This window comes from Nocardioides sp. 503 (assembly GCF_004522095.1).
Lineage (GTDB): Bacteria > Actinomycetota > Actinomycetes > Propionibacteriales > Nocardioidaceae > Nocardioides.
Genome location: NZ_SPUI01000004.1, coordinates 110,416 through 133,823 on the forward strand (window position 1 = coordinate 110,416; position 23,408 = coordinate 133,823).

The 23,408-nt window shown below is 73.8% G+C and carries 22 protein-coding genes and 2 tRNA genes; 9 read left to right on the plus strand and 15 right to left on the minus strand.

Features of this window, described 5'->3' with window-relative positions:
* Positions 1-99 precede the first annotated feature (99 nt).
* From E4622_RS14335 to E4622_RS14345, 3 genes are read right to left on the minus strand one after another with little or no spacing between them, the layout of a single operon-like run.
* Positions 100-1,755: a YfjP family GTPase gene (locus tag E4622_RS14335; protein WP_134740921.1), complete on the minus strand. Its 1,656-nt coding sequence runs from the start codon at positions 1,753-1,755 to the stop codon at positions 100-102.
* On the minus strand, positions 1,752-3,473 hold the full coding sequence (locus E4622_RS14340; RefSeq protein ID WP_245156038.1) for a dynamin family protein: 1,722 nt from the start codon (positions 3,471-3,473) through the stop codon (positions 1,752-1,754). The genes E4622_RS14335 and E4622_RS14340 overlap by 4 nt, the downstream gene beginning before the upstream one ends.
* Positions 3,470-4,591: a PrsW family intramembrane metalloprotease gene (locus E4622_RS14345; RefSeq protein ID WP_134740922.1), complete on the minus strand. Its 1,122-nt coding sequence runs from the start codon at positions 4,589-4,591 to the stop codon at positions 3,470-3,472. Before E4622_RS14345 ends, E4622_RS14340 begins: the two co-directional genes overlap by 4 nt.
* A gap of 57 nt (positions 4,592-4,648) precedes the next feature.
* Between E4622_RS14345 and E4622_RS14350 the strand changes: the two genes are divergently transcribed.
* The gene (locus E4622_RS14350; protein WP_245156039.1) at positions 4,649-6,085 is read left to right on the plus strand and encodes an aminopeptidase P family protein; all 1,437 of its coding nucleotides are present in this window, start codon (positions 4,649-4,651) and stop codon (positions 6,083-6,085) included.
* Positions 6,086-6,102: 17 nt separating this feature from the next.
* On the opposite strand, the gene E4622_RS14355 is transcribed toward E4622_RS14350, so the two are convergent.
* The gene (locus tag E4622_RS14355; RefSeq protein ID WP_134740923.1) at positions 6,103-6,579 is read right to left on the minus strand and encodes a hypothetical protein; all 477 of its coding nucleotides are present in this window, start codon (positions 6,577-6,579) and stop codon (positions 6,103-6,105) included.
* Positions 6,580-6,692: 113 nt separating this feature from the next.
* Here E4622_RS14355 and E4622_RS14360 point away from each other — a divergent pair, with 113 nt between their 5' ends.
* The 3 genes from E4622_RS14360 (at position 6,693) to E4622_RS14370 (ending at position 8,436) form a co-directional block, all read left to right on the plus strand.
* A complete protein-coding gene (locus E4622_RS14360; protein WP_280633766.1) occupies positions 6,693-7,892 on the plus strand; it encodes a serine/threonine-protein kinase in 1,200 nt (399 codons plus the stop codon).
* Positions 7,893-8,044: 152 nt separating this feature from the next.
* Positions 8,045-8,121 (plus strand) — tRNA-Arg (locus E4622_RS14365).
* Between the two features lie 63 nt (positions 8,122-8,184).
* A complete protein-coding gene (locus E4622_RS14370; protein ID WP_134740925.1) occupies positions 8,185-8,436 on the plus strand; it encodes a hypothetical protein in 252 nt (83 codons plus the stop codon).
* A gap of 339 nt (positions 8,437-8,775) precedes the next feature.
* Here E4622_RS14370 and E4622_RS14375 read toward each other — a convergent pair whose 3' ends face one another.
* The 5 genes from E4622_RS14375 to E4622_RS14395 all read right to left on the minus strand — a co-directional run bounded on the left by E4622_RS14375 (position 8,776) and on the right by E4622_RS14395 (position 13,432).
* Positions 8,776-9,531, minus strand: coding sequence for an MOSC N-terminal beta barrel domain-containing protein (locus E4622_RS14375; protein WP_245156040.1), 756 nt, complete (start codon positions 9,529-9,531; stop codon positions 8,776-8,778).
* Between the two features lie 58 nt (positions 9,532-9,589).
* Positions 9,590-10,303: a glycosyltransferase gene (locus E4622_RS14380; protein WP_209021955.1), complete on the minus strand. Its 714-nt coding sequence runs from the start codon at positions 10,301-10,303 to the stop codon at positions 9,590-9,592.
* On the minus strand, positions 10,300-11,652 hold the full coding sequence (locus tag E4622_RS14385; protein ID WP_134740927.1) for a bifunctional PIG-L family deacetylase/class I SAM-dependent methyltransferase: 1,353 nt from the start codon (positions 11,650-11,652) through the stop codon (positions 10,300-10,302). The genes E4622_RS14380 and E4622_RS14385 overlap by 4 nt, the downstream gene beginning before the upstream one ends.
* Positions 11,649-12,674, minus strand: coding sequence for an acyl-CoA dehydrogenase family protein (locus E4622_RS22835; protein ID WP_167736095.1), 1,026 nt, complete (start codon positions 12,672-12,674; stop codon positions 11,649-11,651). The genes E4622_RS14385 and E4622_RS22835 overlap by 4 nt, the downstream gene beginning before the upstream one ends.
* A gap of 101 nt (positions 12,675-12,775) precedes the next feature.
* Positions 12,776-13,432, minus strand: a complete 657-nt coding sequence (locus tag E4622_RS14395) for a response regulator transcription factor (RefSeq protein ID WP_134740928.1) — start codon at positions 13,430-13,432, stop codon at positions 12,776-12,778.
* A gap of 64 nt (positions 13,433-13,496) precedes the next feature.
* Here E4622_RS14395 and E4622_RS14400 point away from each other — a divergent pair, with 64 nt between their 5' ends.
* A complete protein-coding gene (locus E4622_RS14400; protein ID WP_134740929.1) occupies positions 13,497-14,258 on the plus strand; it encodes a PIG-L family deacetylase in 762 nt (253 codons plus the stop codon).
* Positions 14,259-14,345: 87 nt separating this feature from the next.
* Here E4622_RS14400 and E4622_RS14405 read toward each other — a convergent pair whose 3' ends face one another.
* The 3 genes from E4622_RS14405 to E4622_RS14415 are packed head-to-tail and all read right to left on the minus strand — an operon-like array spanning position 14,346 to position 16,646.
* The gene (locus tag E4622_RS14405) at positions 14,346-15,359 is read right to left on the minus strand and encodes an adenosine deaminase (RefSeq protein ID WP_134740930.1); all 1,014 of its coding nucleotides are present in this window, start codon (positions 15,357-15,359) and stop codon (positions 14,346-14,348) included.
* A 59-nt stretch (positions 15,360-15,418) separates the two neighbouring features.
* Positions 15,419-16,165 (minus strand): thioredoxin domain-containing protein, encoded by a 747-nt coding sequence (locus E4622_RS14410; RefSeq protein WP_245156041.1) that lies wholly within the window; start codon positions 16,163-16,165, stop codon positions 15,419-15,421.
* A 4-nt stretch (positions 16,166-16,169) separates the two neighbouring features.
* Positions 16,170-16,646 (minus strand): MauE/DoxX family redox-associated membrane protein, encoded by a 477-nt coding sequence (locus E4622_RS14415; RefSeq protein ID WP_134740931.1) that lies wholly within the window; start codon positions 16,644-16,646, stop codon positions 16,170-16,172.
* Positions 16,647-16,736: 90 nt separating this feature from the next.
* On the opposite strand from E4622_RS14415, the gene orn reads away from it, so the two are divergent.
* The 3 genes from orn (at position 16,737) to E4622_RS14430 (ending at position 18,159) form a co-directional block, all read left to right on the plus strand.
* On the plus strand, positions 16,737-17,372 hold the full coding sequence (gene orn, locus E4622_RS14420; RefSeq protein WP_134740932.1) for an oligoribonuclease: 636 nt from the start codon (positions 16,737-16,739) through the stop codon (positions 17,370-17,372).
* A 58-nt stretch (positions 17,373-17,430) separates the two neighbouring features.
* Positions 17,431-17,506: transfer RNA gene (locus tag E4622_RS14425), tRNA-His, on the plus strand.
* A 149-nt stretch (positions 17,507-17,655) separates the two neighbouring features.
* Positions 17,656-18,159, plus strand: coding sequence for a DUF5709 domain-containing protein (locus E4622_RS14430; protein ID WP_134740933.1), 504 nt, complete (start codon positions 17,656-17,658; stop codon positions 18,157-18,159).
* A 40-nt stretch (positions 18,160-18,199) separates the two neighbouring features.
* Here E4622_RS14430 and E4622_RS14435 read toward each other — a convergent pair whose 3' ends face one another.
* Positions 18,200-19,879, minus strand: coding sequence for a hypothetical protein (locus tag E4622_RS14435; protein ID WP_134740934.1), 1,680 nt, complete (start codon positions 19,877-19,879; stop codon positions 18,200-18,202).
* A 122-nt stretch (positions 19,880-20,001) separates the two neighbouring features.
* Between E4622_RS14435 and E4622_RS14440 the strand changes: the two genes are divergently transcribed.
* Complete coding sequence (locus tag E4622_RS14440) at positions 20,002-20,916, plus strand: helix-turn-helix domain-containing GNAT family N-acetyltransferase (RefSeq protein ID WP_134740935.1); 915 nt, start codon at positions 20,002-20,004, stop codon at positions 20,914-20,916.
* On the opposite strand, the gene E4622_RS14445 is transcribed toward E4622_RS14440, so the two are convergent.
* Entirely contained in the window at positions 20,876-21,421 is a 546-nt protein-coding gene (locus E4622_RS14445) for a GNAT family N-acetyltransferase (RefSeq protein WP_134740936.1), read from the minus strand. The two genes, E4622_RS14440 and E4622_RS14445, sit on opposite strands and share 41 nt — an antisense overlap.
* The gene (locus E4622_RS14450) at positions 21,418-23,379 is read right to left on the minus strand and encodes a penicillin acylase family protein (protein ID WP_134740937.1); all 1,962 of its coding nucleotides are present in this window, start codon (positions 23,377-23,379) and stop codon (positions 21,418-21,420) included. Before E4622_RS14450 ends, E4622_RS14445 begins: the two co-directional genes overlap by 4 nt.
* Positions 23,380-23,408: the final 29 nt, after the last annotated feature.

The following is a 23,408-nucleotide window of genomic DNA, read 5'->3' on the forward strand; positions in this document are numbered from 1 at the left end:
CGCCGACATCCGGGGCGCGACCGGCGTACCCCTGTGCACGCGGCCTGCCCGAGCAACTACCTGTGGACAGGAAGTGGCGCGGAGTCGCCCGGGCCCTGGCTACTTCAGCGCGGTCGCGAGGTGCGTGCGCGTCTCCGTGTACGCCGCCAGCTCGGCCGCGACGGGCCGGACGACCAGCTCGTCGGCCACCTCGTGCACCGCGGCCCGCAGTCGCTGGTCGGCGGCGTGCGCCTTGCGGCGCGCGGTGACCGCGACCAGCCACCGGCACCCGAGGGCGAGCAGCACCCCGAGCAGGATCCCGCCGAGCAGCAGCAGCGTGGGCAGTGCCAGCGGCCCGACGTCGGGGGTGCCCGGCTCGGACACCCTCAGGTAGCCCAGGACCGCCAGCGCGGCCAGCCACACGCCGCCGAGCAGGGCCGCGATGATCAGCACCCACTGGACGGCGCGGACCGCGCCGGCCCACCAGGGCATCTTCTCGACGCCCAGGTCGGTGCCGCCGACGGCCCGGTCGAGCCGGTCGTTGAGGTCGGGCAGGCGCGAGGTCGAGGCCCGGCGGACGGCCTCGGCCCAGGGCCGGCCCAGTCCGGCCGAGGCGTCGTCGGCGAGCGCGCGCACCTCGGTGTCGACGCGGGCGCGCTGGATGGGCGTGGTGGCGGGCAGCGAGGTGCGGGAGCGGCCGGAGAGCTGCCCGGCGGCGTCGCCCAGGTCGAGGTGGAGCCGCTTGAGCGGGTCCGGCTTGAGGCGGGAGAACCACGCGACGACCGGCCAGCCGGTCGCCCGGCCCGCTCGCATCCGGGTGGAGCGCTCGACGGCGTCGACCACGGTGGGGACCCCGGCCGCGTCCGCGAGGGTGTCCTCGAGGTCGGCGATCCGCTCGTCGGAGAGCGACCGCGTCTTGCCCGAGCCCGACGCCTCCTGCATGCGCGCGGCGATGCCGCGCAGGTCGGCCTCGAGCCGCTGGCGGGTGGCCTGCTTGTCGGCGACACGGCGCGAGATCTCGCCGCGCAGCTCGTCCATGCCGATGCCGTGCCGGGCGCTGACCGCGATGATCGGGACCTGCCCGAGGCCGTCCTGGTCGAGCAGGCGGCGGACGTCGGCGACCATCGACTCGCGGCGGTCCTCGGGCACGGTGTCGATCTGGTTGAGGACGACCACCATCACCGCGGCGTGGGTCTGCAGCGGCTTGAGGTAGCGGTCGTGGATCGCGGCGTCGGCGTACTTCTGCGGGTCGAGCACCCAGACCAGCATGTCGACGAGCTGCACCAGCCGGTCGACCTCGAGGTGGTGGCTGAGCTCGGTCGAGTCGTGGTCGGGCAGGTCGAGCAGCACGACCCCGTCCATCGCGGTGTCCTCGCGACGGGTGTCGAGCATGGAGTCGCGGGTGGTCTGGTGGCGAGGCGGGATGCCGAGCCACTCCAGGAGCTCGTCGGCACCCTCGGTGCCCCAGACGCAGGCGCTGGCCCACGACGTCGTCGGGCGGCGTACGCCGACGGCCGAGAGCTCCAGGCCGGTCAGCGCGTTGAAGGTCGACGACTTGCCCGAGCCGGTCGCGCCGGCGATGCCGACCACCGTGTGCCGCGCGGACAGCCGCAGGCGCCCGGCGGCGCGGCCGGACGCGGACGCGGCCTCGTCGACGAGGGCGTCGTCGAGACGTCCGCGGGCGGCGTGGGCGGCGGCCTCGAGCGCGGTGATGCGGGCGCCGATGTCGGTGCCTCGCGTGACCAGCTTCTTGGCTCCTTCGAGCAGGGAGGTCACACTGCCCCTCTCTTCGACTCGGCGTACCTGAGGTCATCGATGCGACGCGTGGCGTCGCGCAGCTGGTCGGGCACCCCGGGCTTGACGCCCAGGGACTCCACGAGCACGACGTAGCGGTCGCGCTCGGCCCGGAAGAGGTCGGTGATGCGCTGCTCGAGCGAGCGGCGCGCGCGCTCGGCGAGGCTGCGCACGGCCTGGTCGCCGAAGACGGCCTCCAGGAGCTTCTGGCCCAGCACGGCGGAGCCACCGGCGATGCCGGCCTCCGCGCCCGTGACCCCGGCCGTGTGGGCGAACACCACGACCATCAGCGCCACCGACAGACCATTGACGCCGAAGGCGAGGAAGCGGGCGGTGGTGCGCTTGTCGGCGCCCTCGGTGCGGACCATCTCGAGGACGTCCTGCTGCCAGTCGCGGACGGCGCGCTCGGCGCGGCGGCGCAGGTCGCGCGAGGCGCGGCCCAGGTCCTGGTCGGCCTGCGCGAGCAGCCCCTGGCCGGCGGCCAGCTGCTGCCAGGAGGCCTCGGCGCGCTCGGCGGCGGCCTCGGCGTGCTCGAGGATCAGGGTCTCCAGACCCGACTCGACCGCGACGGTGACCCGCTCGGCCTGCTGCGGCTTGCCCTTGATCGCGTTGACGACCCGGTCGCGGAACCAGCCGACCTTGTCCTCCAGGGACTTGAGCAGCTCGCCGGTGCCGACGAACTCCTGCCAGCGGGCGAGCACCTCGCCGCGCAGCAGGGTGCCGTCGGCCGAGGCGGCGACGATCGCGGCGATGGCGTCGTCGTAGGCGCGGTCGGCGTCGGTGCGCAGGCGGGTGGCGGCCTCGCCCTGCTCGGCGAGGGCGTCGGCGACCCCGTAGGTACGGCGGGCGATGGTGCGGATCGCGCCGTCGAGGGTCTGCTTGACGACGGCGCCCCGGGCGTCGACGTCGGAGGCCAGCGACTCCAGCCACCCGCGGATGTCGGCGACGTGGTGGGCCGGGAGCAGACCCTGGTCATCGACCTTGCCCTCGGTGACGGTGAAGAGCGGTGAGTCCTTGAGGCCACGGCTGGCGAGCATGCGGGCCAGGTGGGTCGACACGGTCTCGATCGCGTCGTCGGGGGTGCGGTCCAGGACGATCGCGACCGCCGTGGAGCGCTCGGCGGCCTGCTTGAGGAAGCCCCAGGGCACCTGGTCGGCGTAGCGCGCGGCGGACGTGACGAAGAGCCACAGGTCGGCGGCGGCCAGCAGCTGGGCGGCGAGCTGGCGGTTGCGCTCCTCGACGGAGTCGACGTCGGGGGCGTCGAGGATCGCGAGGCCGGCGGGCACCGACTCGGTGGCGACCAGCTGGAGGGCGTCGGGGTCGTCGGTGGGGTGCTGGACGCGCACGAGGTCGGGCAGCAGGCGGTCCTGCCCGAACCACTCGACGTCGCTGGGGTGGTGGACCAGGACCGGCGAGCGGGTGGTGGGCCGCAGCACGCCGGGCACGGTGACGCGGCTGCCGACGAGGGAGTTGACCAGCGTCGACTTGCCGGCGCCGGTCGAGCCGCCGACCACGGCCAGGAGCGGCGCCTCGATGGTCATCAGGCGCGGGATCGCGTAGTCCTCGAGCTGGTCGATCATCTCGCGGCGCGCCGTGCGCTGCTCCTCGATGCCGGGCACGTCCAGAGGAAGCTCGGCCTCCTGGAGGGCGCCCCGCAGCCGGATGAGCGCCGTCAGCATCTCGCTGTTGGTCTCGCTCATCGAGTGGGCACCACCTGTCCGGGGAACGCGATGCTCGGACGCACGGCGTTGATCCGGGCAAGGTAGTCCTGCCCGCGCAGCTGGTAGTCGGCGGGAGCCGTCCCTCGCAGCAGCCGGTGGTGCAGGAAGCCGAGCTCGATGGCGGCCTGCTGGTAATCCTTCATCGCGGCCACGGCGCCCGGACCGCCGTACTGCTGGGCGTGCTGGCGGGCCGCGCGGCGGGCGCGCAGGTCGACGACCCAGCCGATGTCGGTGGCCGGGATCAGACCGCGGTGGGAGGCGTCCTGGAGGGCGGCGGTGAGCATGGTGCGCTCGGAGCGGCGCATCCAGACGCCCAGCCAGATCACGCCGACGAGGGCCGGCAGCATCAGCACGAGGTAGACGCCGGCGAAGCTCGCCACCCCGAAGATTGTCGAGCCGTTCCACAGGCCGTGGGCCAGGACGGCGAGGCAGTAGCCGCCGATCGGCGCCAGCCAGCGCAGCGTCGGGGTGCGGGTGGTCACGGCGATCCCGATGCCGATGCCGGTGAACGTCGTGAAGAGCGGGTGGGCGAACGGGCTGAGCAGGCACCGGATGACGAACAGCGTGGTCACGCCGGCGATCCCGCCGGGGGCCTGCCCGTCCGTGCCGTCGTAGGCCGCGGCGAGGTAGAGGATGTTCTCGGTGAAGGCGAAGCCGATGCCGACCATGCCGGCGTAGACGATCCCGTCGAGGATGCCGTCGAGCTCGGCGCGGCGCCACCACAGGAGCAGCAGCAGGAAGAGCCCCTTGCTGGCCTCCTCGGTCACGGGCGCGACGATGGCCAGCGACTGGTTGTCGGTGAACCCGACGACCATCCCGCCCACGCCGCCGACCAGGATCGCGGCCACCGTGGCGACGAACGCTCCCCACAGCAGGGCGTAGGCCAGGAGGCGCTTGGGCTCGGGCTCGTAGCGGTCCAGCCAGAGGTACGACGCCACCAGCGGCCCCACCGGCACGGCCGCCAGGAGGGTGGCCAGGAACATGATCCGAGGAGCCCCGGACAGCGCCAGAATGGCCAGCATCGCGAGCGCCCCGACGGCCACCAGCACGGTCACGACGACCGTGAAGGCGAGGCTGTCGCGACGGGGGGTGGGCATGCCGAAAGCCTATCGTCAGGGGTCCGTACGGCTGATTCCGCGGCGTAGAGTGACCGGGTGAGCGACCAGACCAGTGCCCCGCAGGACGAGCTCGACACCAGCGAGCCGAAGATCGAGTCCCACGACCCGGCCGTGCCGGCGGCGTACTCCGCCTTCATGCGGCAGGGCTGGGGCGACCGCGAGCTCGACCTCCCGCCCCACCCGGTGACCGACCTCGCCGCGGCCCGCCGCACCCGGCTGGCCGAGACGTTCCCCGGCGAGCGGCTGGTGCTGCCGGCCGGGACGTTCAAGGTGCGCTCCAACGACACCGACTACCGCTTCCGGCCCGACACGGCCCACACCTACTTCTCCGGCAACCAGACCAGCGACGCCGTGCTGGTCGTCGAGGACGGCGACGCGGTCCTCTACGCGCGCCCGCGCTCGTCGCGCGAGACCGATGAGTTCTTCCGCGACCGCGCCTACGGCGAGCTGTGGGCCGGCCGGCGCCCCTCGGCGCACGAGATCTCCTCCTCGCTCGGCATCGAGGTGCGTCACATCGACTCGCTGCCCGACGCGCTGGCCGCGCCCGGCAAGACGCGCGTGCACCGCGGGGTCTCCGCGGCGGTCGACGCCCTCGTGCCCGGCGACACCGGCCTGGACGGCGACTTCGCGCGCGTCGTGTCCGAGATGCGCCTGCTCAAGGACGACTGGGAGATCGGCGAGCTCCAGGAGGCCTGCGACATCACCGCGCTGGGCTTCGAGGACTCCGTGCGCGAGTGGGACAACGTCCTCAAGTACGGCGAGCGGTGGCTGGAGGGCACGTTCTTCCGCCGGGCGCGCGCCATGGGCAACGACATCGGCTACGACTCCATCGTCGGCGGCGGCAAGCACGCCACGACGCTCCACTGGATCGAGAACTCCGGTCCGATCACCCCCGGCGAGCTCGTGCTGCTCGACATGGGCGTCGAGGGCCGCAACCTCTACACCGCCGACGTCACCCGCACCCTGCCCGTCGACGGCACCTACACGCCGCTGCAGCGCGAGCTCTACGAGCTCGTCCTGGCCGCGCAGGACGCCGGCATCGACGCCGTACGCCCCGGCACGGCGTTCGCCGACGTCCACCAGGCCTCGATGACCGTGCTCGCCCAAGGCCTCGAGGGCATGGGACTGCTCCCCGTGTCGGCCGAGGAGGCTCTCGACCCGGAGTCCAAGGTCTACGCGCGCTGGACGCTCCACGGCACCAGCCACATGCTCGGCATGGACGTGCACGACTGCGGCCAGGCCTCGCCCGAGTCCTACGCCAAGGGGACGCTCGCCGAGCGCATGGTCCTGACCGTCGAGCCCGGCCTGTACTTCCAGGAGGACGACCTGCTCGTCCCCGAGGAGCTGCGCGGCATCGGCATCCGCATCGAGGACGACATCCTGGTGACGGCCGACGGCGCCCGCAACCTCTCCGCCTCGCTCCCCCGCGCCGCGGCGGACGTCGAGGAGTGGATGGGCGCGCTGCGCGGCTGACCGGTGGTGCCCGCGGCTCAGGTGGGCGCGGTGCCCGGACCCAGGTCGGTCCAGTCCCACCACGGGTAGTGGTACTCGCCCTGCTCGACCTGGAACCGCCGGCCGCAGTCGAGGCACTCGCAGACCCGGTCCGGGACCCACTGCCGGGGGTTGGGGACGGTCCCGACGACGCGCACGTGCTGCCGACGCTCCTCCTTCTCGACGTCGTAGAACTGGTGCGAGAGGTAGGCGGCGCACAGGCACCGCCGCTGACCGAACAGCCGGATCCGGTCGAGCGCGTGGTCCAGGTGCAAGCCGTTGGACGCGAGCATCCCGCCGAGCTCGAGGTCCTCGGTGGCGCGGTCGATGGCGACGACGGCCCTCTCCAGCGGGGCCAGGACCGCGGGGTCGCGGGTCGCGAAGACCTCCCAGACGGCGTGCATGACCCGTCGCGTGTCCCCGGACAGGAAGTCCTCGACCAGCGGTGAGGTGGCGTCGACGATCCCGTCCGTCATCGGGCTCCCTCGGTCGTGAGTCGCTGCCGTTGCCGCGTCGGAGTCTCCCACGCCGTGGCCGACGTGGAGCGGTCGAGGGGCCTGCGGCGCGGCTGACGTGAGACCCTTCGCGGGTGCTCGCCGACCGCTATGACCTGGGAGAACGTCTCGGGACCGGAGGGATGGCCGACGTCTTCCGCGCCACCGACCGGGTGCTGCACCGCGAGGTGGCGGTGAAGGTGATGCGGGCGACCGCCGACAACGAGACCGACCGCCTGCGCTTCACCTCCGAGGCGCGGATGCTGGCGGGCCTGAGCCACCCGAACCTCGTGATGGTGCTGGACGCCGGGACGACGACCGACCAGCCCTACCTGGTGATGGAGCTCGTGGAGGGGCACACGCTCTCCGAGCGCGCGTCCGCGCTGTCTCCGGACGAGCTGGCCGACGTGGGAGCGCAGGTCGCCGACGCGCTGGCCTACGCCCACACGAACGGCGTCGTCCACCGCGACGTCAAGCCCGCCAACGTGCTGCTGGGCGACGACGGCCGCGTCAAGCTCGCGGACTTCGGGATCGCCCGGCTGCTGGGAGACACCGTCCGGCACACCCGCACGGGGCACGCGATCGGCACGGCGGCGTACCTCGCGCCGGAGCAGGTCCAGGGCGAGGACCTCACGCCGGCCGCCGACGTCTACGCCCTCGGGCTGGTCCTGCTCGAGGTGCTCACCAACCGGCGCGCCTTCCCCGGCACCCCGACCGAGTCCGCCCTGGCGCGCCTGCACCGCGACCCCGAGCTGCCGGCGTCCCTCTCGGCCTCGTGGCGCGACGTCCTCGCCCGCATGACCGCTCGCTCCCCGTCCGCACGCCCCTCGGCCGGCGAGGTGGCGGCCGCGCTGCGAAGCCTGGACGCCGGCGGGTCTACGCGGGTGCTGGACCTGGGCGAGCAGACCGTACGGCGCCTGCCTCCGGTCCCGCCGTCGTCACCCTCGTGGGCGGCTCGCGCCGCCGCCGTACCGCCCCACCTCCGGGCGGTCGCCGCGGCCGTCGCCGCGATCGTGCTGCTGCTGGTCGTCGCCGCGTTCGCCGGAGGAGGCGGCGACGGGGACCCGGACGAGCCTGTCCCTCCCGCGCAGACCACGCCCGCCGCCACCACCCCGTCGTCCTCGCCGCAGGACGCGTCGCCCGACGCGGAGCCCACCCAGGAGGGCGAGCCTCCGGCCGAGGACAGCGGCGCCCCCGACGCGCCGAAGCCCGACAAGGACAAGAAGGACGACCAGGGCAAGGGCGGCGGCAAGGGCAAGGGCGGCGGCAAGAGCGGCGGCAAGGGCAAGGGCTGATCGTCGCCTCCCCCGCGGAAGGGTGACCGGTCGGCAGGTCCGCCGCCGCAGCGCCGTCCCGCCCGCTGCGGCATACTGACGACCGGATCGGCGGGTGCCGTCGAGCTGCACCGGGATGCTCCGAGCCCGTTGCGACCAGCCCCCGATCCCCCGCCCCCGTAGCTCAGCTGGATAGAGCAGCGGCCTTCTAATCCGCCGGTCGCAGGTTCGAGTCCTGCCGGGGGCGCCACCCACACCGCCCCGCCAGGTGCCGGCCAGATCCGGACGGCGCTTCTGTGCGAAGGTGCGCACCATGAACCAGAAGCTGCTGCTCCTGATGGCTCCTCCGGGGGAGCTGGCCGCCTTGACGGACCGCCTGCTCGAGCTGCGGTTCAACGTCATGCCGTCACGGCGAGGCCCGAGCGGGATCCTCGTGCGCGTCCGCGAGGGCAGCGACGACGAAGCAGGGGTGCAGGCCGCGATCGACGACGCCGCCCCCAACGCCACGCAGGGACCATCGGGGGTCCCCACCAGCGTGCTCGTGGGGTATCGCGAGGACCTCTAGCCGACCCTGCAGACGCAACCACGCGTTCCGGGCGGAATCCTGGAGTCCGAGCGGCTCGTGGCGCAGGTCCGGCGGGGTAGTCCCTGACGTTCGTGTCACCGAAACGGCCTGCGTCCGACACGAACGTCAGGGACTACCCGCCGGCTGCCAGCGGTTTCGTGCGTTCGACACCGACGCGCAACGTGCCGGTCACGTGGAGGAGGCAGGCTCTCGCCCCATGCGAGGGCCCATGCGACACCTCGAGCGCGCCAAGCGGCGGGTCAAGTGCCGGCTCCGCTACCGCGCCGGCTGCCCGCACACCGAGCACTACCACCGCTGAGTCCTGCGGCGCCGCTCGAGCTAGTAATCCGTCTCCGTCAGCGTGACCCGCCCGGGCACGACCACCTGCGCGTCGACGCCCAACCACGGCTCACCGTCGGTGGCGGGCCGGTAGCGGCTCAGCGCCTTGAGCAGGGAGCCGTCCTTGAGGCCGGTCGCGGGGTCCAGGTCGATGACCGCGCACCGGCCCACGGGACCCTCGACCCGCACCACCGCGTCCCCGAGCGTCAGCTCGTGACCGGACCAGCCGTCCTCGACGTACGGCTCGTCACCGGCGTCGACCACCATCGTCATCCGGAAGCGGCTGCGGGTGTCCAGCACGTCGGTGCGCCCGGTGCGCTCGGCCAGGTCGCGCAGCGACGCGGTCGTCACGATGCTGACCGGGGCGCCGTAGACCACTCCCCCGCGCGGCGAGGCGGCCAGGCGCACGTCCTTGCCGAGGTACGACGACAGCAGCGCCGCGTGCGGGCCGCCGGTGAGCTCGTGGGTGACCGAGCGGCCCCAGTAGTCGCAGGTGACCCGCTCGCCCGTGAGCACCGGCGCCCCCTCGGCCCGGCGGCCGTCGGGCAGCTCGATGCCGAGCGTGGTGCCGTCCCAGGACGCCGTCGCCGCCACGAGCGCGCGGTGCGTGATCGTGCGCAGCACGGTGCGGCGCTCGACGTCCACCAGGCAGAAGGCCCGGTCACCGACCGGTCCGTGGTCGTCGAGCTCGACCGACGGCAGCGACGCGTGCCGCAGCCCCTTGACCGGGGTCAGCCCGAGGGAGACGACGCGCACGGCACGGATCCTGTCACGCCCAGCCGACGCGGCGCCCGCCAGTTCCGGCAGCCGGCTCTCAGGCGCCGGTCGGCTCGTCCGCCAGGCGCCGCAGGTAGCCCGCGAACCCGCCCGGGGTGCGGCCGTGCCGCCGTCCCGAGGTCAGGACCGTGGCGACGGCGCCCGGCCTCGCCCCGGCGGCGCGCAACGCACTGACGAGGACGACGTCCTCGTGCTCGGGGAGGTCGCGGAAGCCGCCCACGGCGAGGTAGGCGTCCAGGCGGAAGCCGAGGTTGGCGCCGTGCACGACCGTGGCGGCGGTGTCCGGGCCGTGGAGCGCGAGCCACCGGTCGAGCAGCTGTGCGCTGAGGTCACCGGGGTCGGGCAGCACCGGACCGGTGACCACCTGCGCGCCCGCCTCGGCCGCGCGCACGTGGTCGGCCAGCCAGCGCTCCGGGACCAGCGAGTCGGCGTCGGTGGAGGCGACCCACACGGACCGCGCCGGGAGCGTCGCGGTCGCCGCCAGCACCGAGGCCACCCCGAGCCGGCGCGCCGCCCCGACGTTGCCGACGTCGGTGGTCACGACGGTGACCGGGTGGTCACGGACCACCTCGGCGGTGCCGTCGGTGCAACGGTCCAGCACCACGGTGACGCTCACGCGCGGGGCGCCGGGCACCTGGGCCAGGCTCAGCGCCGCGACCGCCAGGGCGTCGAGGCAGCGCGGCAGCAGCAGGCGCTCGTTGCGGGCGGGTACGACGACGTGGAGCTCGTCCACCCGGGTCAGCGGGGTCACCGCGTGGGCTCCGGCCACTCGCGCGCCAGGACGAGCAGCTCGACGTCGCGGTCGACGTAGGTCGCCGCCACCGGCGGCAGCACCGACGCCTCGGCGGCGCGCACGACGGCGTGCACGTCCGGGCCGTCCAGGACCCAGCCCTCGACCGGGTGCCGCCAGTGGCACAGCACCACCACCCCGTCGTCGGTGAGCGACGACGACAGCCGCTCGACCAGGCCGTCGAGGGCGAGCGGGCTCAGGAAGTAGCCCACCTCCGAGACGACGACGAGGTCGAAGCGTCCCTCGGGCCACTCGTCGGGCACGGCCGCCCGGCGGACCTCCACGTGACCCAGGTCGACCAGCCGCTCCCCCGCGGACGCCGCCGCCTGCGCGCCCTGCTCCACCGCCAGCAGGCGGTCGCAGCGGGTGGCCAGGTCGCGGGCGAGCGCGCCGCGCGAGGCGCCGACCTCGAGCCCCCGCCCGAAGCGCTCCCGCGGCAGTGCGGCCAGCAGCAGCGCCCGCTTGCGGCGCTCGTACCACCGGGAGTCCGCACCCCACGGGTCCGCGCCGTCCGCGTGCAGGTCGTCGAGGGCGTCGTCGACGAGGGGCTCGAGGACGAAGTGCTCCGAGGGCCGCACGAAGTGCGCGAGCAGGTCCGGCCCGAGCAGCGTCTCGTCGCCCGCCTGCGCGGAGAGCGGCGCCACCTGGGAGCGGTGCGCGGCCATCGCCCGGCGCTTGGCCGACCGGGCCGCGGGGTCCAGGTCGAGGCGGTGCAGCCGCGACCAGGGGGCGTCGTCGGGCCGCCCCCAATGCCACGCCCACACCGGGTACTCCCACAGCATCGCGCCCGTGCGGGCCGCCGCCGTGGCCGCCGCGCGTCCGGCGGCGTCGTGGTCGGGGTGCCCGTCGTGGCGCCAGGGAGCGACCAGGAGCGTGGCACGACCGTCACCGACGACCTCCACGAGGCGCGTGACGAGCTCCTCCTCCGACGCGGCCACCCCACCGTCGGGCAGCCCGAGCACCGTCGGCGTCGCGGCCGGGACCAGCTCGGCGAGAGCGGCCACCGCCTCGTCGCGGCGCAGGGCCGCGAGCCGCTGCGGCGTGTGCGTCGGGGAGTCGGGGTGGCTGGCCTCCCCCAGCGTGCAGAGCACCAGCTCGACGGTCAGCCCCAGCGCGTGCGCGGTCGCCATCAGCCCACCGGCCCCGAGGGACTCGTCGTCGGGGTGCGGCGCGAGCACCACCACCCGTGAGTACGGCGTGAGGTCACCGGCCGCGGGCGCGCCGGCCTCCCGCAGGTGCTGCTCCCACTCGGCGGCGGTCGTGCCGGCGACGTCGTGGCGGAACCCGGGCGGGTCCAGCGGCAGCGTCACGTGACGTCCCGCACCAGCTGGGCGCCCAGCGCGGCGGCGTCGCGCTCGGCGTGGTGCTGGCGGACGTAGAGCTGGAGGTCGGCCACGCGGCGCGCGTGCTCGTGCTCCTTGGCCAGCGGCGCCGGGCCCAGGGAGTGGGCGGCGCGCAGGAGCACGTCGTCGACGGCGTCGGCCACGACCTGGCGCACCCGCAGCGCGGCGAGCCCGGCGGCGTCACCGGCCAGCGCGCCTCCGTCGACCTGGTCCGCCGTACGACCCAGCAGGGCGGCGGCGCCGGTGAGCCGCGCGTCGACCGCGCCGAGGTGGGCCAGGGCGATCTGGTCCGGAGCCCGGTGGGCCACCTGCTCGAACATCCGGCGCGCGACCCCGACGGCCCCGCCGAACCACGCCGCGGCGACCCCGATGCCACCCCACGCGAAGCCGTCGCGGTCGAGGTACCACCCCGGACCGCCCACCTCCTGGGCCGGCACGGCGTCGAGCTCGATCGGGCCGCTGGTCACGTCGCGCAGCCCGAGGCCGACCCACGGCTCCTCCACGGTGCGCACGCCGGGGTGGCGCAGGTCGATCGCGAACAGGCCGCGCCGGGAGTCGTCGACCCACGCGGTCACCAGCGCGCGGTCGAGGCTGCCGGCCAGCGAGCACCACGGCTTGGTGCCCGAGAGCTGCACCCCTCCGGGACCTGCCGTGGCCACGACGCGCATCCCGGGACCCTCGGCGGCGTAGACGCCCCAGGTCGGGGCGCTCGCGTCGTCGCCGAGGCCGGCCTCCTCGAGGATCGCGAGCGCGTCGAGGTGCGGCTCGACCACGCGGGCGACGGACAGGTCGACGGCCGCCACGGTCGCCAGGGCCTCCCACCGCAGCCGGGTGTCCTTGCCGGGAGCCGGCAGCCAGGCCCCGACCTCGCGCGCGAGCTCCACGGCGGCGGAGATGCCGCCGTCGGCGGCGTCGGCGGCAGCGGCCGGCAGTGCCGCCAGCCGCAGGTCGCCGGCAGCGGACGGGGGGTCGGGGAGGTCCAGGCGCACGGGCAGCGACGGGTACGACGGAGATGCGATGACGGCTCCTGATGGTGGCGAACCGGTTCAGGTACCCCGACGGGCCCGGCTCCATCCGAGCCGCTGCGGGCTCAGCCGCGAGCGGGGTCGATCACGCGCAGCCGGTCGGGCGACAGCCCGTGCGTCATGCCCCAGGCGACGGCCTGCGAGCGGCGGGTGACGTCGATCTTGCGGTAGGCCGTGCGGATGTAGGTCTTGACGGAGTTGATGCTGAGGTAGGACCGGTCGGCGATCTCCTGGTTGGAGAGCCCCTGGGCGATCAGGGCCAGCACCTCGGCCTCGCGCACGCTGAGGCCGTGCTCCTTGCCCGGCCACGCCCCGGCCGCGCGGACCGGCTCCGGCTCGGCGCCGGGCTGCACGACCTCGCCGCGGTCGACCGCCTCCACCGCCTGCACGACCTCCTCGGCCGTGAACGACTTCGAGACGTAGCCGTGGGCGCCCTGTCGCAGCGTGCGGTCCACCAGCTCGGGCTGGGTGTTCCAGCTGTAGATCACGACCTTGGCGTCGCCGCCGCGGACCAGGTCCTCCAGGTCGACGCCGTCGCCCTGCACCTGGCCGAACGTGTCGTAGAGGATCACGTCGACGTCGCTGTAGACCGGGAGCCCGGCGTCGATCTCGACCACGATGACGCGGTCGACGAAGCCGTCGAGCATGGCGGCTACCCCCGCCACGACGACCTCGTAGTCGTTGACGATCGCGACCCTGATCGGCCTCGTCCGGTGTTCCATGCCCGCAGCGTATTTCACCCGCGGGGAGGAAGCGTCATTACCGCGCAATTCGTAGGTTGTCACGGTGCGGGCCCCCACGACCTCCGCGGAGTGGCGCTCCCATGCCCACTACGCCCGGGTCCCCGAGCTGGACCTCACGCCCTACCGGCGCCTGGTCGTGGTCTCCGCCCACCCCGACGACGAGAGCCTGGGCGCCGGCGGCCTCATCGCCACGGCCTTCACGCGCGGCATCCCCGTCTACGTCGTCCTCCTCACCGCCGGAGAGGCGTCGCAGTCGCCCTCCGAGGGCTACACCCGTCACGCGCTCGCGACCCTGCGCCTCGCCGAGATGGAGAACGCGCTCGCGCGCCTGGCCCCCGACACGCCGTTGGTCTTCCTGGGCGCGCCCGACGGTGGGGTGGCCGACTGCGAGTCGCAAGTCACCCACTCGCTGACCGAGCTCCTGGGCGAGGCCTCGGCCACGCTGGTCGCCGCGCCGTGGCGACGCGACGGCCACCCCGACCACGACGCCGCCGGGCGGGCCGCCGCGGCGGCGGCCGAGGCGTCGGGGGCGACGCTGGTGGAGTACCCGGTGTGGTTCTGGAGCGAGGGCGACCCCTCCACCGCGCCCTGGGAGGACATGGTCTGCCTGACGCTGAGCTCGGACGCCCACGACGCCAAGGCCGCCGCGATCCGGTGCCACGCGAGCCAGCTCGGGCCGCGGTCCGGACGTCCGGACGCGCGACCGACGCTGCCCGGGCGGGTCCTGGCCCACTTCTCCGGCGCCCACGAGCACTTCGTCGCGACACGCGTCGAGATCCCCGATCCGCTCGCCGCGACGGGATAGGAAAGGGGTCAGGCCCCGCACTGTATGAGAGTGCGGGGCCATATCTCTGCCCTGGCGCTGACCCTGACGCTGCCGCCGGCGACGCCCTCACGCCTGCGCGGCGACGTGCTCCTCGATCTCGCCCAGCACGCGTGCCTTGACGTCCTCGGGCGCGAAGGACACCTCGACCGCCGTACGCGCCAGGTCGGCGACGCCGCGGTCGTCCAGATCGAGCAGGTCGGCGGCGATCTCGTACTCGCGGTTGAGCGTGGTGCCGAACATCGGCGGGTCGTCGGAGTTGATCGTGACGACCACCCCGGCGTCGACGAACGCCCGCAGCGGGTGCTCGGCCAGGGTCGCGACCGCGCGGGTCGCAAGGTTGGAGGACGGGCAGACCTCCAGCGGGATCCGGTGCTCGGCGAGGTGCGCCAGCAGCGCGGGGTCGGCCGCCGAGGAGGTCCCGTGGCCGATGCGCTCCGCGCCCAGCAGCCGCACGGCGTCCCAGACGGTCTCTGGGCCGGTCGTCTCCCCCGCGTGCGGCACCGAGTGGAGCCCGGCGGCGCGCGCGGCGGTGAAGTGCGGCTCGAACTGCGGGCGCGGCACCCCGATCTCGGGGCCTCCCAGCCCGAACCCGACCAGGCCCTCGGGCCGGTGGTCGAGCGCGTAGCGCAGCGTGTCGTCCGCAGCCGGCAGCCCCGACTCGCCGGGGATGTCGTAGATCCAGCGCAGCACCAGCCCGAAGTCGCGCTCGGCCGACAGCCGGGCGTCCTCGATGGCCTCGGTGTAGGCCTCGATCGCGATCCCCGCCGCCACCGACGTGTACGGCGTGCAGGTGAGCTCGGCGTAGCGCAGCGACTGCGCCTGGGACATCTCACGGGCGATCTCGTAGGTGAGGTAGCGCAGGTCCTCCGGCGTGCGGATCAGCCCGACCACCGCGAGGTAGACGTCGATGAAGTGCGCGAAGTCGCGGAACTCGAAGAACGACCGCAGCGCGTCCGGGTCGGACGGCACCGTGCCCGGGTGCCGCTCGGCCAGCTCGCTGACGATCCGGGGCGAGGCGGATCCGATGTGGTGGACGTGCAGCTCGGCCTTGGGCAGCCGTGAGATGAAGTCGTCGCTCATCCCCGCGATGCTGCCAGCCGCCCGGCCAGATGCGCGAAACCGCGGCACCCCGCCGTGCCTCACTCCAGCTCGGCGACCAGGTTGTCCGCGATCTCCTCGATCGTCCGACCGTCCTGGTAGGCCTTGCCGTCGAGCAGGATGGTCGGCGTGCTGCTGACCCCCGCGTCCGCCGCCGCCTTCGTCGCGTCCTCGACCCAGTCCTTCTCCGTGAGCCCCTCGATGCCCGGCTTCACGGCGGCCTCGTCGGCGCCGGCGTCCACGGCCTTCTCGAGCAGCCAGTCGGCGCCGGGCTGCTCGCCCGACTCGGAGGGCTGGTCGGCGTAGATCAGGTCGTGAAACTTCTTGGCGACCTCCGGGCCCTCCTTGTCGAGCAGCACCGCGAACGCGTTGGCGGCCGCGACCGAGTAGTCGGTCTGCAGCAGGTTGAAGGGCCGGTACTCGACCTGGACCTTGCCCTCCTTGGCGAGCTTGTCGAGCTGGTCGGAGGACTCGCGCTCGAGCTGCCCGCAGAAGGGGCACAGGAAGTCCTCGTAGATGACCACGTCGTGGGGGGCGCCGGAGTCGCCGATCGTCAGCCCGAAGTCGCTCTGGCCGGCCGGTGCCGCGTCGATGTCGTCCGCGGAGTCGCGCGAGGCGTTGACGAAGAACAGCACGCCCACGATGAGCACCATCGCGACCACCACGCCGGCCACGACCAGCAGGTTGCGGCGGCGCTCGGCGGCCTGCTGCTGGCGGATCAGCTCGGCGGCGCGTTCGGCGCGGGCCTGGGCCTTCTGCGACTTGGTGGGCTTGGGCGGGTTGGGCACGGGATCAGCCTTCGTGGGTCGGGGACGTCGTACGGCGGAACAGCAGGTCGTCCAGCGCGAGGCGCGAGCGCCTCAGCCAGACGAGGTAGAGGGAGGCGAGCAGGAGCGCGGCGTCGCGGGCGATCTCCCACGGGTAGCTGGACTGCGCGTCGGGGTCGTATCCACCGCCGCCGAAGCAGCCGCAGTCGATCTCCATGCCGCGCGCCCAGACCGAGGCGATGCCGATGATGAACACCACGAACAGCACCGCCGAGACCGCGGCGGCGCCGCGGGTCAGCAGGCCCAGCACGAGCGCCAGTCCGACCACGATCTCCAGCGGCGGCAGCAGGTAGCCGACCGCCTCCGCGGCCGACGCCGGGAGCAGCTCGTAGGCCCGCACCGCCTGCACGCTCGCGTAGGGGTCGGGGAGCTTGACCGCGCCGGCGTAGATCCAGACCCCACCGGTCACCAGACGCGCCACCAGTCCGAGCCATTGCCTCACGACCCTGAGGCTAGGGGCGGACCCTGAGTCGAGTCTGAGAGGCGAAGGTCCCGACCTGCCGGGACGCCGGGCCCGACTACTGTGGGAGGCGTGAGCGACCGACTGGTGTGGATCGACTGTGAGATGACCGGGCTCGACCTGAAGGCGGACGCGCTGATCGAGGTCGCGGCCCTGGTCACCGACTTCGACCTCAACGTGCTCGGCGAGGGCATCGACATCATCGTCAAGCCGCCGCCCGAGGCCCTGGAGCAGATGATCGACTTCGTCCGCACCATGCACGAGAAGTCCGGCCTGCTCGAGGAGCTCGACTCCGGCGTCTCGCTCGCCGAGGCCGAGGAGCAGGTGCTGGCCTACATCCGGGAGCACTGCCCCGACGGCACCCGCCCGCCGCTGGCCGGCAACACGGTCTCCACGGACCGGCTCTTCCTCTCCCGCGACATGCCCGACCTGGACTCGTTCCTGCACTACCGGATCGTCGACGTCTCCTCCATCAAGGAGCTGTCGCGCCGGTGGTTCCCCAAGGCCTACTTCGCGGCCCCGGCCAAGCGCGGCAACCACCGCGCCCTGGCCGACATCCAGGAGAGCATCGAGGAGCTGCGCTACTACCGCGAGGCCGTCTTCGTGCCCTCCCCCGGCCCGGACACCGCCGCCGCCCGCCCGATCGCCGAGCGTCACGGTGGCGCGCTGACCGGCATCACCGAGCCCGATTCCAGCCCGACGCCCTGATCCGTCTACACTCCTCTCTGATCCTGACAGCACCCCCGGTGCCGCCTGGATCGACCTGGTGGGTATAGCTCAGCTGGTAGAGCGCCGCCTTGTGGTGGCGGATGTCGCGGGTTCAAGTCCCGTTACTCACCCCAGCGTGATCGAGCCCCCGACCCGGACACCCGGGTCGGGGGCTCGACGCCTTCTCGGACTCCTTCGTTAAGGGGATGGCGCTGCCGGCGGCGTACTCAGGAGCCTGGACGGGTACGGGCTACCTGCACCTGTCCGAGAGCAGAGGAGACCCATGAGCGAGAACGGCGACATCGCAGCGGAGATCGGCACCGACCCCGGCGTGGACGACACCGGGGACGCGTCGGGCGAGAGCTACCACGGCTACAGCGTCGACGACGAGGACCAGCCGCAGAGCTCGGGCGACAGCCTGGTCGACAACCGCGGGCTGGCCGAGCCGCTGGACGAGGGCTACAGCCCTCCCGAGAAGTGGTCAGCCGCCCAGGGCTTCGGCAACACCCCGCTGGAGGAGAGCCTCGGTGAGACCCTCGACCAGCGGGTCGAGCAGGAGGTCCCCGAGCCCGACCCCTACGAGCAGGCCGAGCTCGAAGCCGCCGACCTGGACCGCGACGTCACCGACGACACCGTCGGCGAGGCGCGCGCGGGCCGGCTGGTGGCACCCGACGAGGGCGCCCACGAGGACGTCGAGAAGGACCTGGTCGCCGAGGACGTCGGCATCGACGGCGCCGGCGCGGGCGCTGAGGAAGCGGCCGTGCACGTCATCGACGACGTGCCCTGACCGCTCCCCCGCTCACCTGCCGGTCTGCCCGGTCACCGGCTCACCCGCGCAGCGGCGGGAACTGGTGCCCCCGGGTGTCGCGCTCGGCACGCATGACGATCAGGTCGCCGTGCGTGCCGTAGCCGAGCAGGTCCTCGTCGAGCTGCGTGCCGTTGAACGTCACCAGCAACCAGCGGGTGCGGTTGTCGCGCAGCGGCACCGGGATCACCATCGGCCACGGGATGTTGGTCGGGTGCGGCGCGTCGAGCCGGCCGACCTGCTTCATGGCCAGGTTGTAGACCGGGTACTGCCCGCGGATCGCGGCCGGTGAGGCGTCGCCGTTGCTGGCCATGACGTACCAGCGGTCGCCGAACTTCTGCAGCACCGGCCCCTCAGTCTCCACCTTCGCGGCGTCGGCACCGACCAGCTGCAGGTCGGTGAAGTCGCCGCCCGCCTTGCTGCGCGCGAGCGCGGGGTAGAAGTTGAAGAACTCGCGGGCGTTGACGAAGCCGACGTACCAGCGGCGCCGGATCCGCACCAGGTGCGGGTCCCACTGGCCGACGGCCGCGGAGGGCAGCTGGGCCAGCGGCAGCGGCAGCCGCCGGGTGCGCAGGACGTGGACGCCACGCAGCGGGCTGCGGCGCTTCGGGAGCGTGACGTAGTTGACCTGCACGCTCTCGCCGCTGAAGTCACCCCAGGTGCTGTTGGCGATGATCCAGCGGTCGTTGGCCTCGTCGAGCACGATGTGCCCGGCGTGGTCGCCCAGCACCGTGCGGTTCCCGTCGCGCTGGAAGAACAGGTTGGCCACCTGCTTGAGCTCGAAGGTGCGCACGTCCATCGTCCACACGCCCCAGTGGGCGGTCTCGAAGAAGCCGAGGCCGGCCTGGGTGAAGGTGAGGTAGGCCAGGTTGTCCTTGATGTACGGCGTGCCGTCGGCGCGGGTGACCAGGTGCGGGTCGCGCAGGCCGAGCTGTCCGAAGTAGCCGGCCACCACGCCGTCGAGGACCACGGCGCCCGAGGGCGCACGCACGCCGAAGCCGTTGCGGTACTGCGCCAGGTTGGCCGGGCGGCGCAGGTCCAGGATGCCGGAGAGGTTGCCCTTGACGAGCGGCCGGAAGCCCGAGCCGTCGTCGATGAAGGCCACCACCGTCGTGCTCGTCAGGCCGAAGCCGAGGCGGAACGGCTTCTGCACGTCCACCGCCGCCGTGCCGAGCGTCTGGACCGTGCCACCGACCGAGACCTCGAGGCCGACCGTGGCTGCGTTGCCGTCGTACCTGGCGACGACGTAGTTGTCGGCGTCCTTGATCAACCCGCTCATGACCGTGCCCCGGCTGGTGCCGCGGGCCGCCACGTCGACCACCACGGCGGCGTACGGCGAGCGCTGCCGGGTCTGCGAGCGGAAGAGGGTGAAGAACGGCGAGGTGCCGGACACCCGCAGGTGCCCGCCCCCGAACTGGATCCTGCCGCGGCTCCCCGTCGGGGACAGCCGCTCGTAGGTCTCGTGGCCGCGCTCGAACCGGTCGCGCAGCTGGACGAAGCCCCGGGCGACCAGGTCGACGGGGCGCTGGCGGCGCACCACCTCGAAGTCCAGGTCGAAGGGGTCGAGGTCGCGGGGCGCCGACAGCGCGCCGACGGCGCCGGCCGCCGGGGCGGCCACCGCCAGGCCGGTCAGGCCGGCCGCCTTGAACATGGTCCGGCGGTCGAGCGCCGGGGTGGGGGTCGTGGTCGTGCCGAGATCCATCGGGATGCCTCCGAGTCGGGTGATGGAGTGAGACGTACGTCACGGTTCCCCTCGAGCGGGCCGAGCACGCACCCCGGGACCCGCTGGCGTGACCCGATATTTGTCTGACTAGAGTCAGACGAATGGAGAGCACCGCGGTCCTGCGCCGCTTCAACCGGACCTACACCCAGCGCATCGGGGCGCTCGACGAGTCCTTCCTGGGGCTGGGGATGCCCCTGGCGTCGGCTCGGCTGCTCTTCGAGATCGGCGGCGCGCAGCCGGTCACCGTGCAGGACCTGCGCGCGCGCCTGGGCCTGGACTCGGGTTACCTCAGCCGGCTGCTGCGCGGGCTGGAGTCCCGCCGCCTCGTCGAGCTCAGCCCCGACCCGGCCGACCGGCGGCGCCGGGTCGCCGCGCTGACGGAGTCGGGCGCCCGGCTGCTGACGGACCTCGACGATCGCTCCGACGCTCTCGCGACCCGGCTGCTGGAGCCGCTCAGCGAGCGGCAGCGCGCGCGGCTGGCCGAAGCGCTCGCGACCGCCGACCTGCTGGTGCGCGCCGCCACGCTGGAGTTCGAGGTGGTCGACCCGGCTTCCCCGAACGCCCGACTGGCGATGGGCCACTACTTCGCCGAGCTGGACCGGCGCTTCGAGGGCGGCTTCGATCCCGGCCCGCTCACCGAGGCCGACCTCGCCACGATGCGCCCGCCGGGCGGCACGTTCGTGCTGGCACGCAGCGACGGGGAGGTCGTCGCCTGCGGCGGCGTGCAGTCGCTCGGCGAGGGGGTGGGCGAGGTCAAGCGCATGTGGGTGCACGACGGCTGGCGGGGCGCCGGGCTCGGGGCGCGGATGCTGCGCCGGCTCGAGGACGACGCGGCGGCGCTGGGCCACACCGTCGTACGGCTCGACACCAACGCGACCCTCACCGACGCGATCGCGCTCTACGAGCGCTCCGGCTACGCCTCGGTCGCGCGCTACAACGACAACCCCTACGCGCAGCGGTGGTTCGAGAAGCCGCTCAGCGCTCCCGCGGCATCGACTCGTAGGCCGCGCGGCTGAAGAACGCGAGCCGCGCCGGCTTGGTCGACAGCTGGACGACGGGACCGAGCTCGAAGCCCAGCCGCTCGACGAGTGCCACCGCCTTGGCGTTGCGCGCGTCCGGCTCGGCCACCAGCCGCTGCACCGTCGGGTCGGCGAACACCGTGTCGAGCAGGAACGCCACGACCGTGCCGGTGAAACCGCTGCGGCGACTTGTCGGCGGCGCCAGCATGAAGTGGACGCCGACGTCGCCCGGGCGGACGTCGAGGTGCTCACCGACCTCCTCGGCGCGCGGGTCGTAGGTCTGGAAGAGCGCGGCCGCCTCGTCGTCGGCCCAGGCGAGGTACGCCGCGTGCGTGGGCTGCTCGTCGATCCACTCGTAGATCTCGCGGACCTCCTCGAGCGTGTGCTCGGTCATCATCCAGAACTGCGCCCGGTCCTCGACCACCCACGCGTGCAGCAGTGGCGAGTCCCGCGCCGGGTCGACGCGCTCCAGGCGCAGGTGCCGGATGCCCGCGTCGGTCATGGCTGCTCCGTCAGTCGGGCCCAGTCGGTGACGACGGGCACCAGCCGGCCCTCTGCCCACAGGGCGAGCTGGTCGTGGTGGTGCGGGTCGCCCGGGTCGCCGGAGGCGCCCAGCGGCACCACCCACGCGCTGGCCTGCCGGTCGGCGAGGTCCCACACGTAGCGCGCGACGGAGCCGCGGTAGGCGTCGTCCGTGAGTCCCGGGATCGAGCCGGTGCACCGCACGCAGTCGCTGTCGCCGCTGACCGGCAGGTGCGGCACGTGCGGCGCGACCAGCTTGTCGCCGTAGACGTCGAAGGCGTGCACCGGCGTCACGACGTGGGTCTCACCCCACATGGCGGTGGAGCCGGCGGTCTCCTCGAGGGCCTCGCGCGCGAGCCGACCCAGGTCGATCCCGTACGGCGTGCCGTGCGACGCCAAGGTGGGCAGCGCGAGGGCGATCCGGGCCGTGACGTCGACCCAAGGTAGGAGCAGCGGGTCGTGGCGCGGCTCGTGCAGCGGCGCGAACACCGGCTCGGCCGCGATCCGGCGTACGAGCGCCGAGCGCCACGCCGCGAACGCGCCGGCCCGCGCGGACCCGGCCTCCATGGCGCCGTCCCAGCCGTCGAAGGCCCCGGGCACGAGCGCGCGCAGCGCCGGGACCGTCGCCAGGTGGGCGTCGTCCTGGATCGCGGCGAAGTCCTCGGGAGTCAGGCCGTCGCGACCGGTGAGCAGCTCGTGGATGCGCTCGGCCCGGTGGGGCGGGGCGAAGACCGCGCCGACGGCGTCGCTCTCCGGTCCGCGACGCTCGTTGGCCGTGACGACCTGGCCGTCGGGCGGGACGTCAAGGCGGTGGACGTCCTCGAGCCAGCCGCTCCAGCCCGTGCCCGACCCCGGGACGACGACGCCCCGGCGGTGGGCGTCGGGACGCAGCGGCACCCGGCCGGCGAGCCGGTAGCGCACCGCACCGTGCCGGTCGGCGACGACGACGTTGTTGACCGGCTCCACCCAGTGGTCGAGGGCCCGGTCGACGTCCTCGACGGTGCGCGCGCGCAGCAGCGGCAGGATCGCGTCGAAGCCGAGGTCGCCGAGCTCGAGGGAGGCGGTGCGCAGGCTGAGCCCGTCCTCGAAGACCGCGCCGCGCGGCGTCACGACGACCTCGACGTCCACCGGGTCGCCGTCGCGCACCGGGACCGACTCGACCCACTGCTCCACCGCGTCGTAGGGCGTGGGCTCGGCGTAGACGTCCTGGTAGTCGCCGCAGGCGTTGGTGATCGCCCACGCGACGTCGCCGGCGTGGGCGAAGTGCGGCACCCCGGGCACACCGGGGAAGGCCAGCCCGACCACGTCGAAGCCGTCGTCGGGGTCCTCGCACGCCAGGCGCACCTGCTGGTAGACGCCGGGCGCCTCGATGACGCGGTGCGGGTCGCCGCCGATCAGCGGCAGGCCGCTGGCCGTCCGGGCGCCGCCGACCGCCCACGCGTTGCTGCCGCTGGGGAGCGGACCCTCGTGGGAGAGCAGCGCGGCGTCGGCCCCGAGCACGTCGCGGGACCGCTGGGCCCAGAGCTTGCCGCCCAGGTTGGCGAAGAGCAGGTGCTGCGCGAGGAACACCGCCAGCGGGGTCCACTCCTCCCACGGCTGCGGCTCCACCCCGAGCACCTCGAGCTCGTGGACGTCGGCGCGCAGCCCGGCGTTGACGCCGGCGACGTACGCCGCGACGAAGGCGCGCGTCTCGTCGCCGAGCGCGGCGTGGGCGCGGCGCGCCGTGCGGGCGACCAGGGTGCGGCGGGCGAAGCGATCCCAGCCCAGCGCCGTGGGGCCGAGCACCTCCGCGGTCGTGCCCGTGGCGCGGCGGCGCAGCCACTCCAGCTGCCAGGACCGGTCGTTCGCCGTGACCTCGCCCTGGCCGCGCGCGAGGTCGAGGACCGAGTCGGCCCGGACGTGCGGGATGCCGAAGGAGTCGCGATAGGTCCGAGACATGGTGAGGCGACCCTAACCTGGTGACCTCA

What these genes read in the sequence shown, in the direction of transcription:
- E4622_RS14395 (WP_134740928.1), bottom strand. Translation starts at nt 13,432, where the DNA reads ATGGAACACCGGACGAGGCCGATCAGGGTCGCGATCGTCAACGACTAC.
- E4622_RS14405 (WP_134740930.1), bottom strand. Translation starts at nt 15,359, where the DNA reads ATGAGCGACGACTTCATCTCACGGCTGCCCAAGGCCGAGCTGCACGTC.
- E4622_RS14340 (WP_245156038.1), bottom strand. Translation starts at nt 3,473, where the DNA reads ATGAGCGAGACCAACAGCGAGATGCTGACGGCGCTCATCCGGCTGCGG.
- E4622_RS14355 (WP_134740923.1), bottom strand. Translation starts at nt 6,579, where the DNA reads ATGACGGACGGGATCGTCGACGCCACCTCACCGCTGGTCGAGGACTTC.
- E4622_RS14370 (WP_134740925.1), top strand. Translation starts at nt 8,185, where the DNA reads ATGAACCAGAAGCTGCTGCTCCTGATGGCTCCTCCGGGGGAGCTGGCC.
- E4622_RS14435 (WP_134740934.1), bottom strand. Translation starts at nt 19,879, where the DNA reads ATGGATCTCGGCACGACCACGACCCCCACCCCGGCGCTCGACCGCCGG.
- E4622_RS14430 (WP_134740933.1), top strand. Translation starts at nt 17,656, where the DNA reads ATGAGCGAGAACGGCGACATCGCAGCGGAGATCGGCACCGACCCCGGC.
- E4622_RS14440 (WP_134740935.1), top strand. Translation starts at nt 20,002, where the DNA reads ATGGAGAGCACCGCGGTCCTGCGCCGCTTCAACCGGACCTACACCCAG.
- E4622_RS14445 (WP_134740936.1), bottom strand. Translation starts at nt 21,421, where the DNA reads ATGACCGACGCGGGCATCCGGCACCTGCGCCTGGAGCGCGTCGACCCG.
- E4622_RS14345 (WP_134740922.1), bottom strand. Translation starts at nt 4,591, where the DNA reads ATGCCCACCCCCCGTCGCGACAGCCTCGCCTTCACGGTCGTCGTGACC.
- E4622_RS14450 (WP_134740937.1), bottom strand. Translation starts at nt 23,379, where the DNA reads ATGTCTCGGACCTATCGCGACTCCTTCGGCATCCCGCACGTCCGGGCC.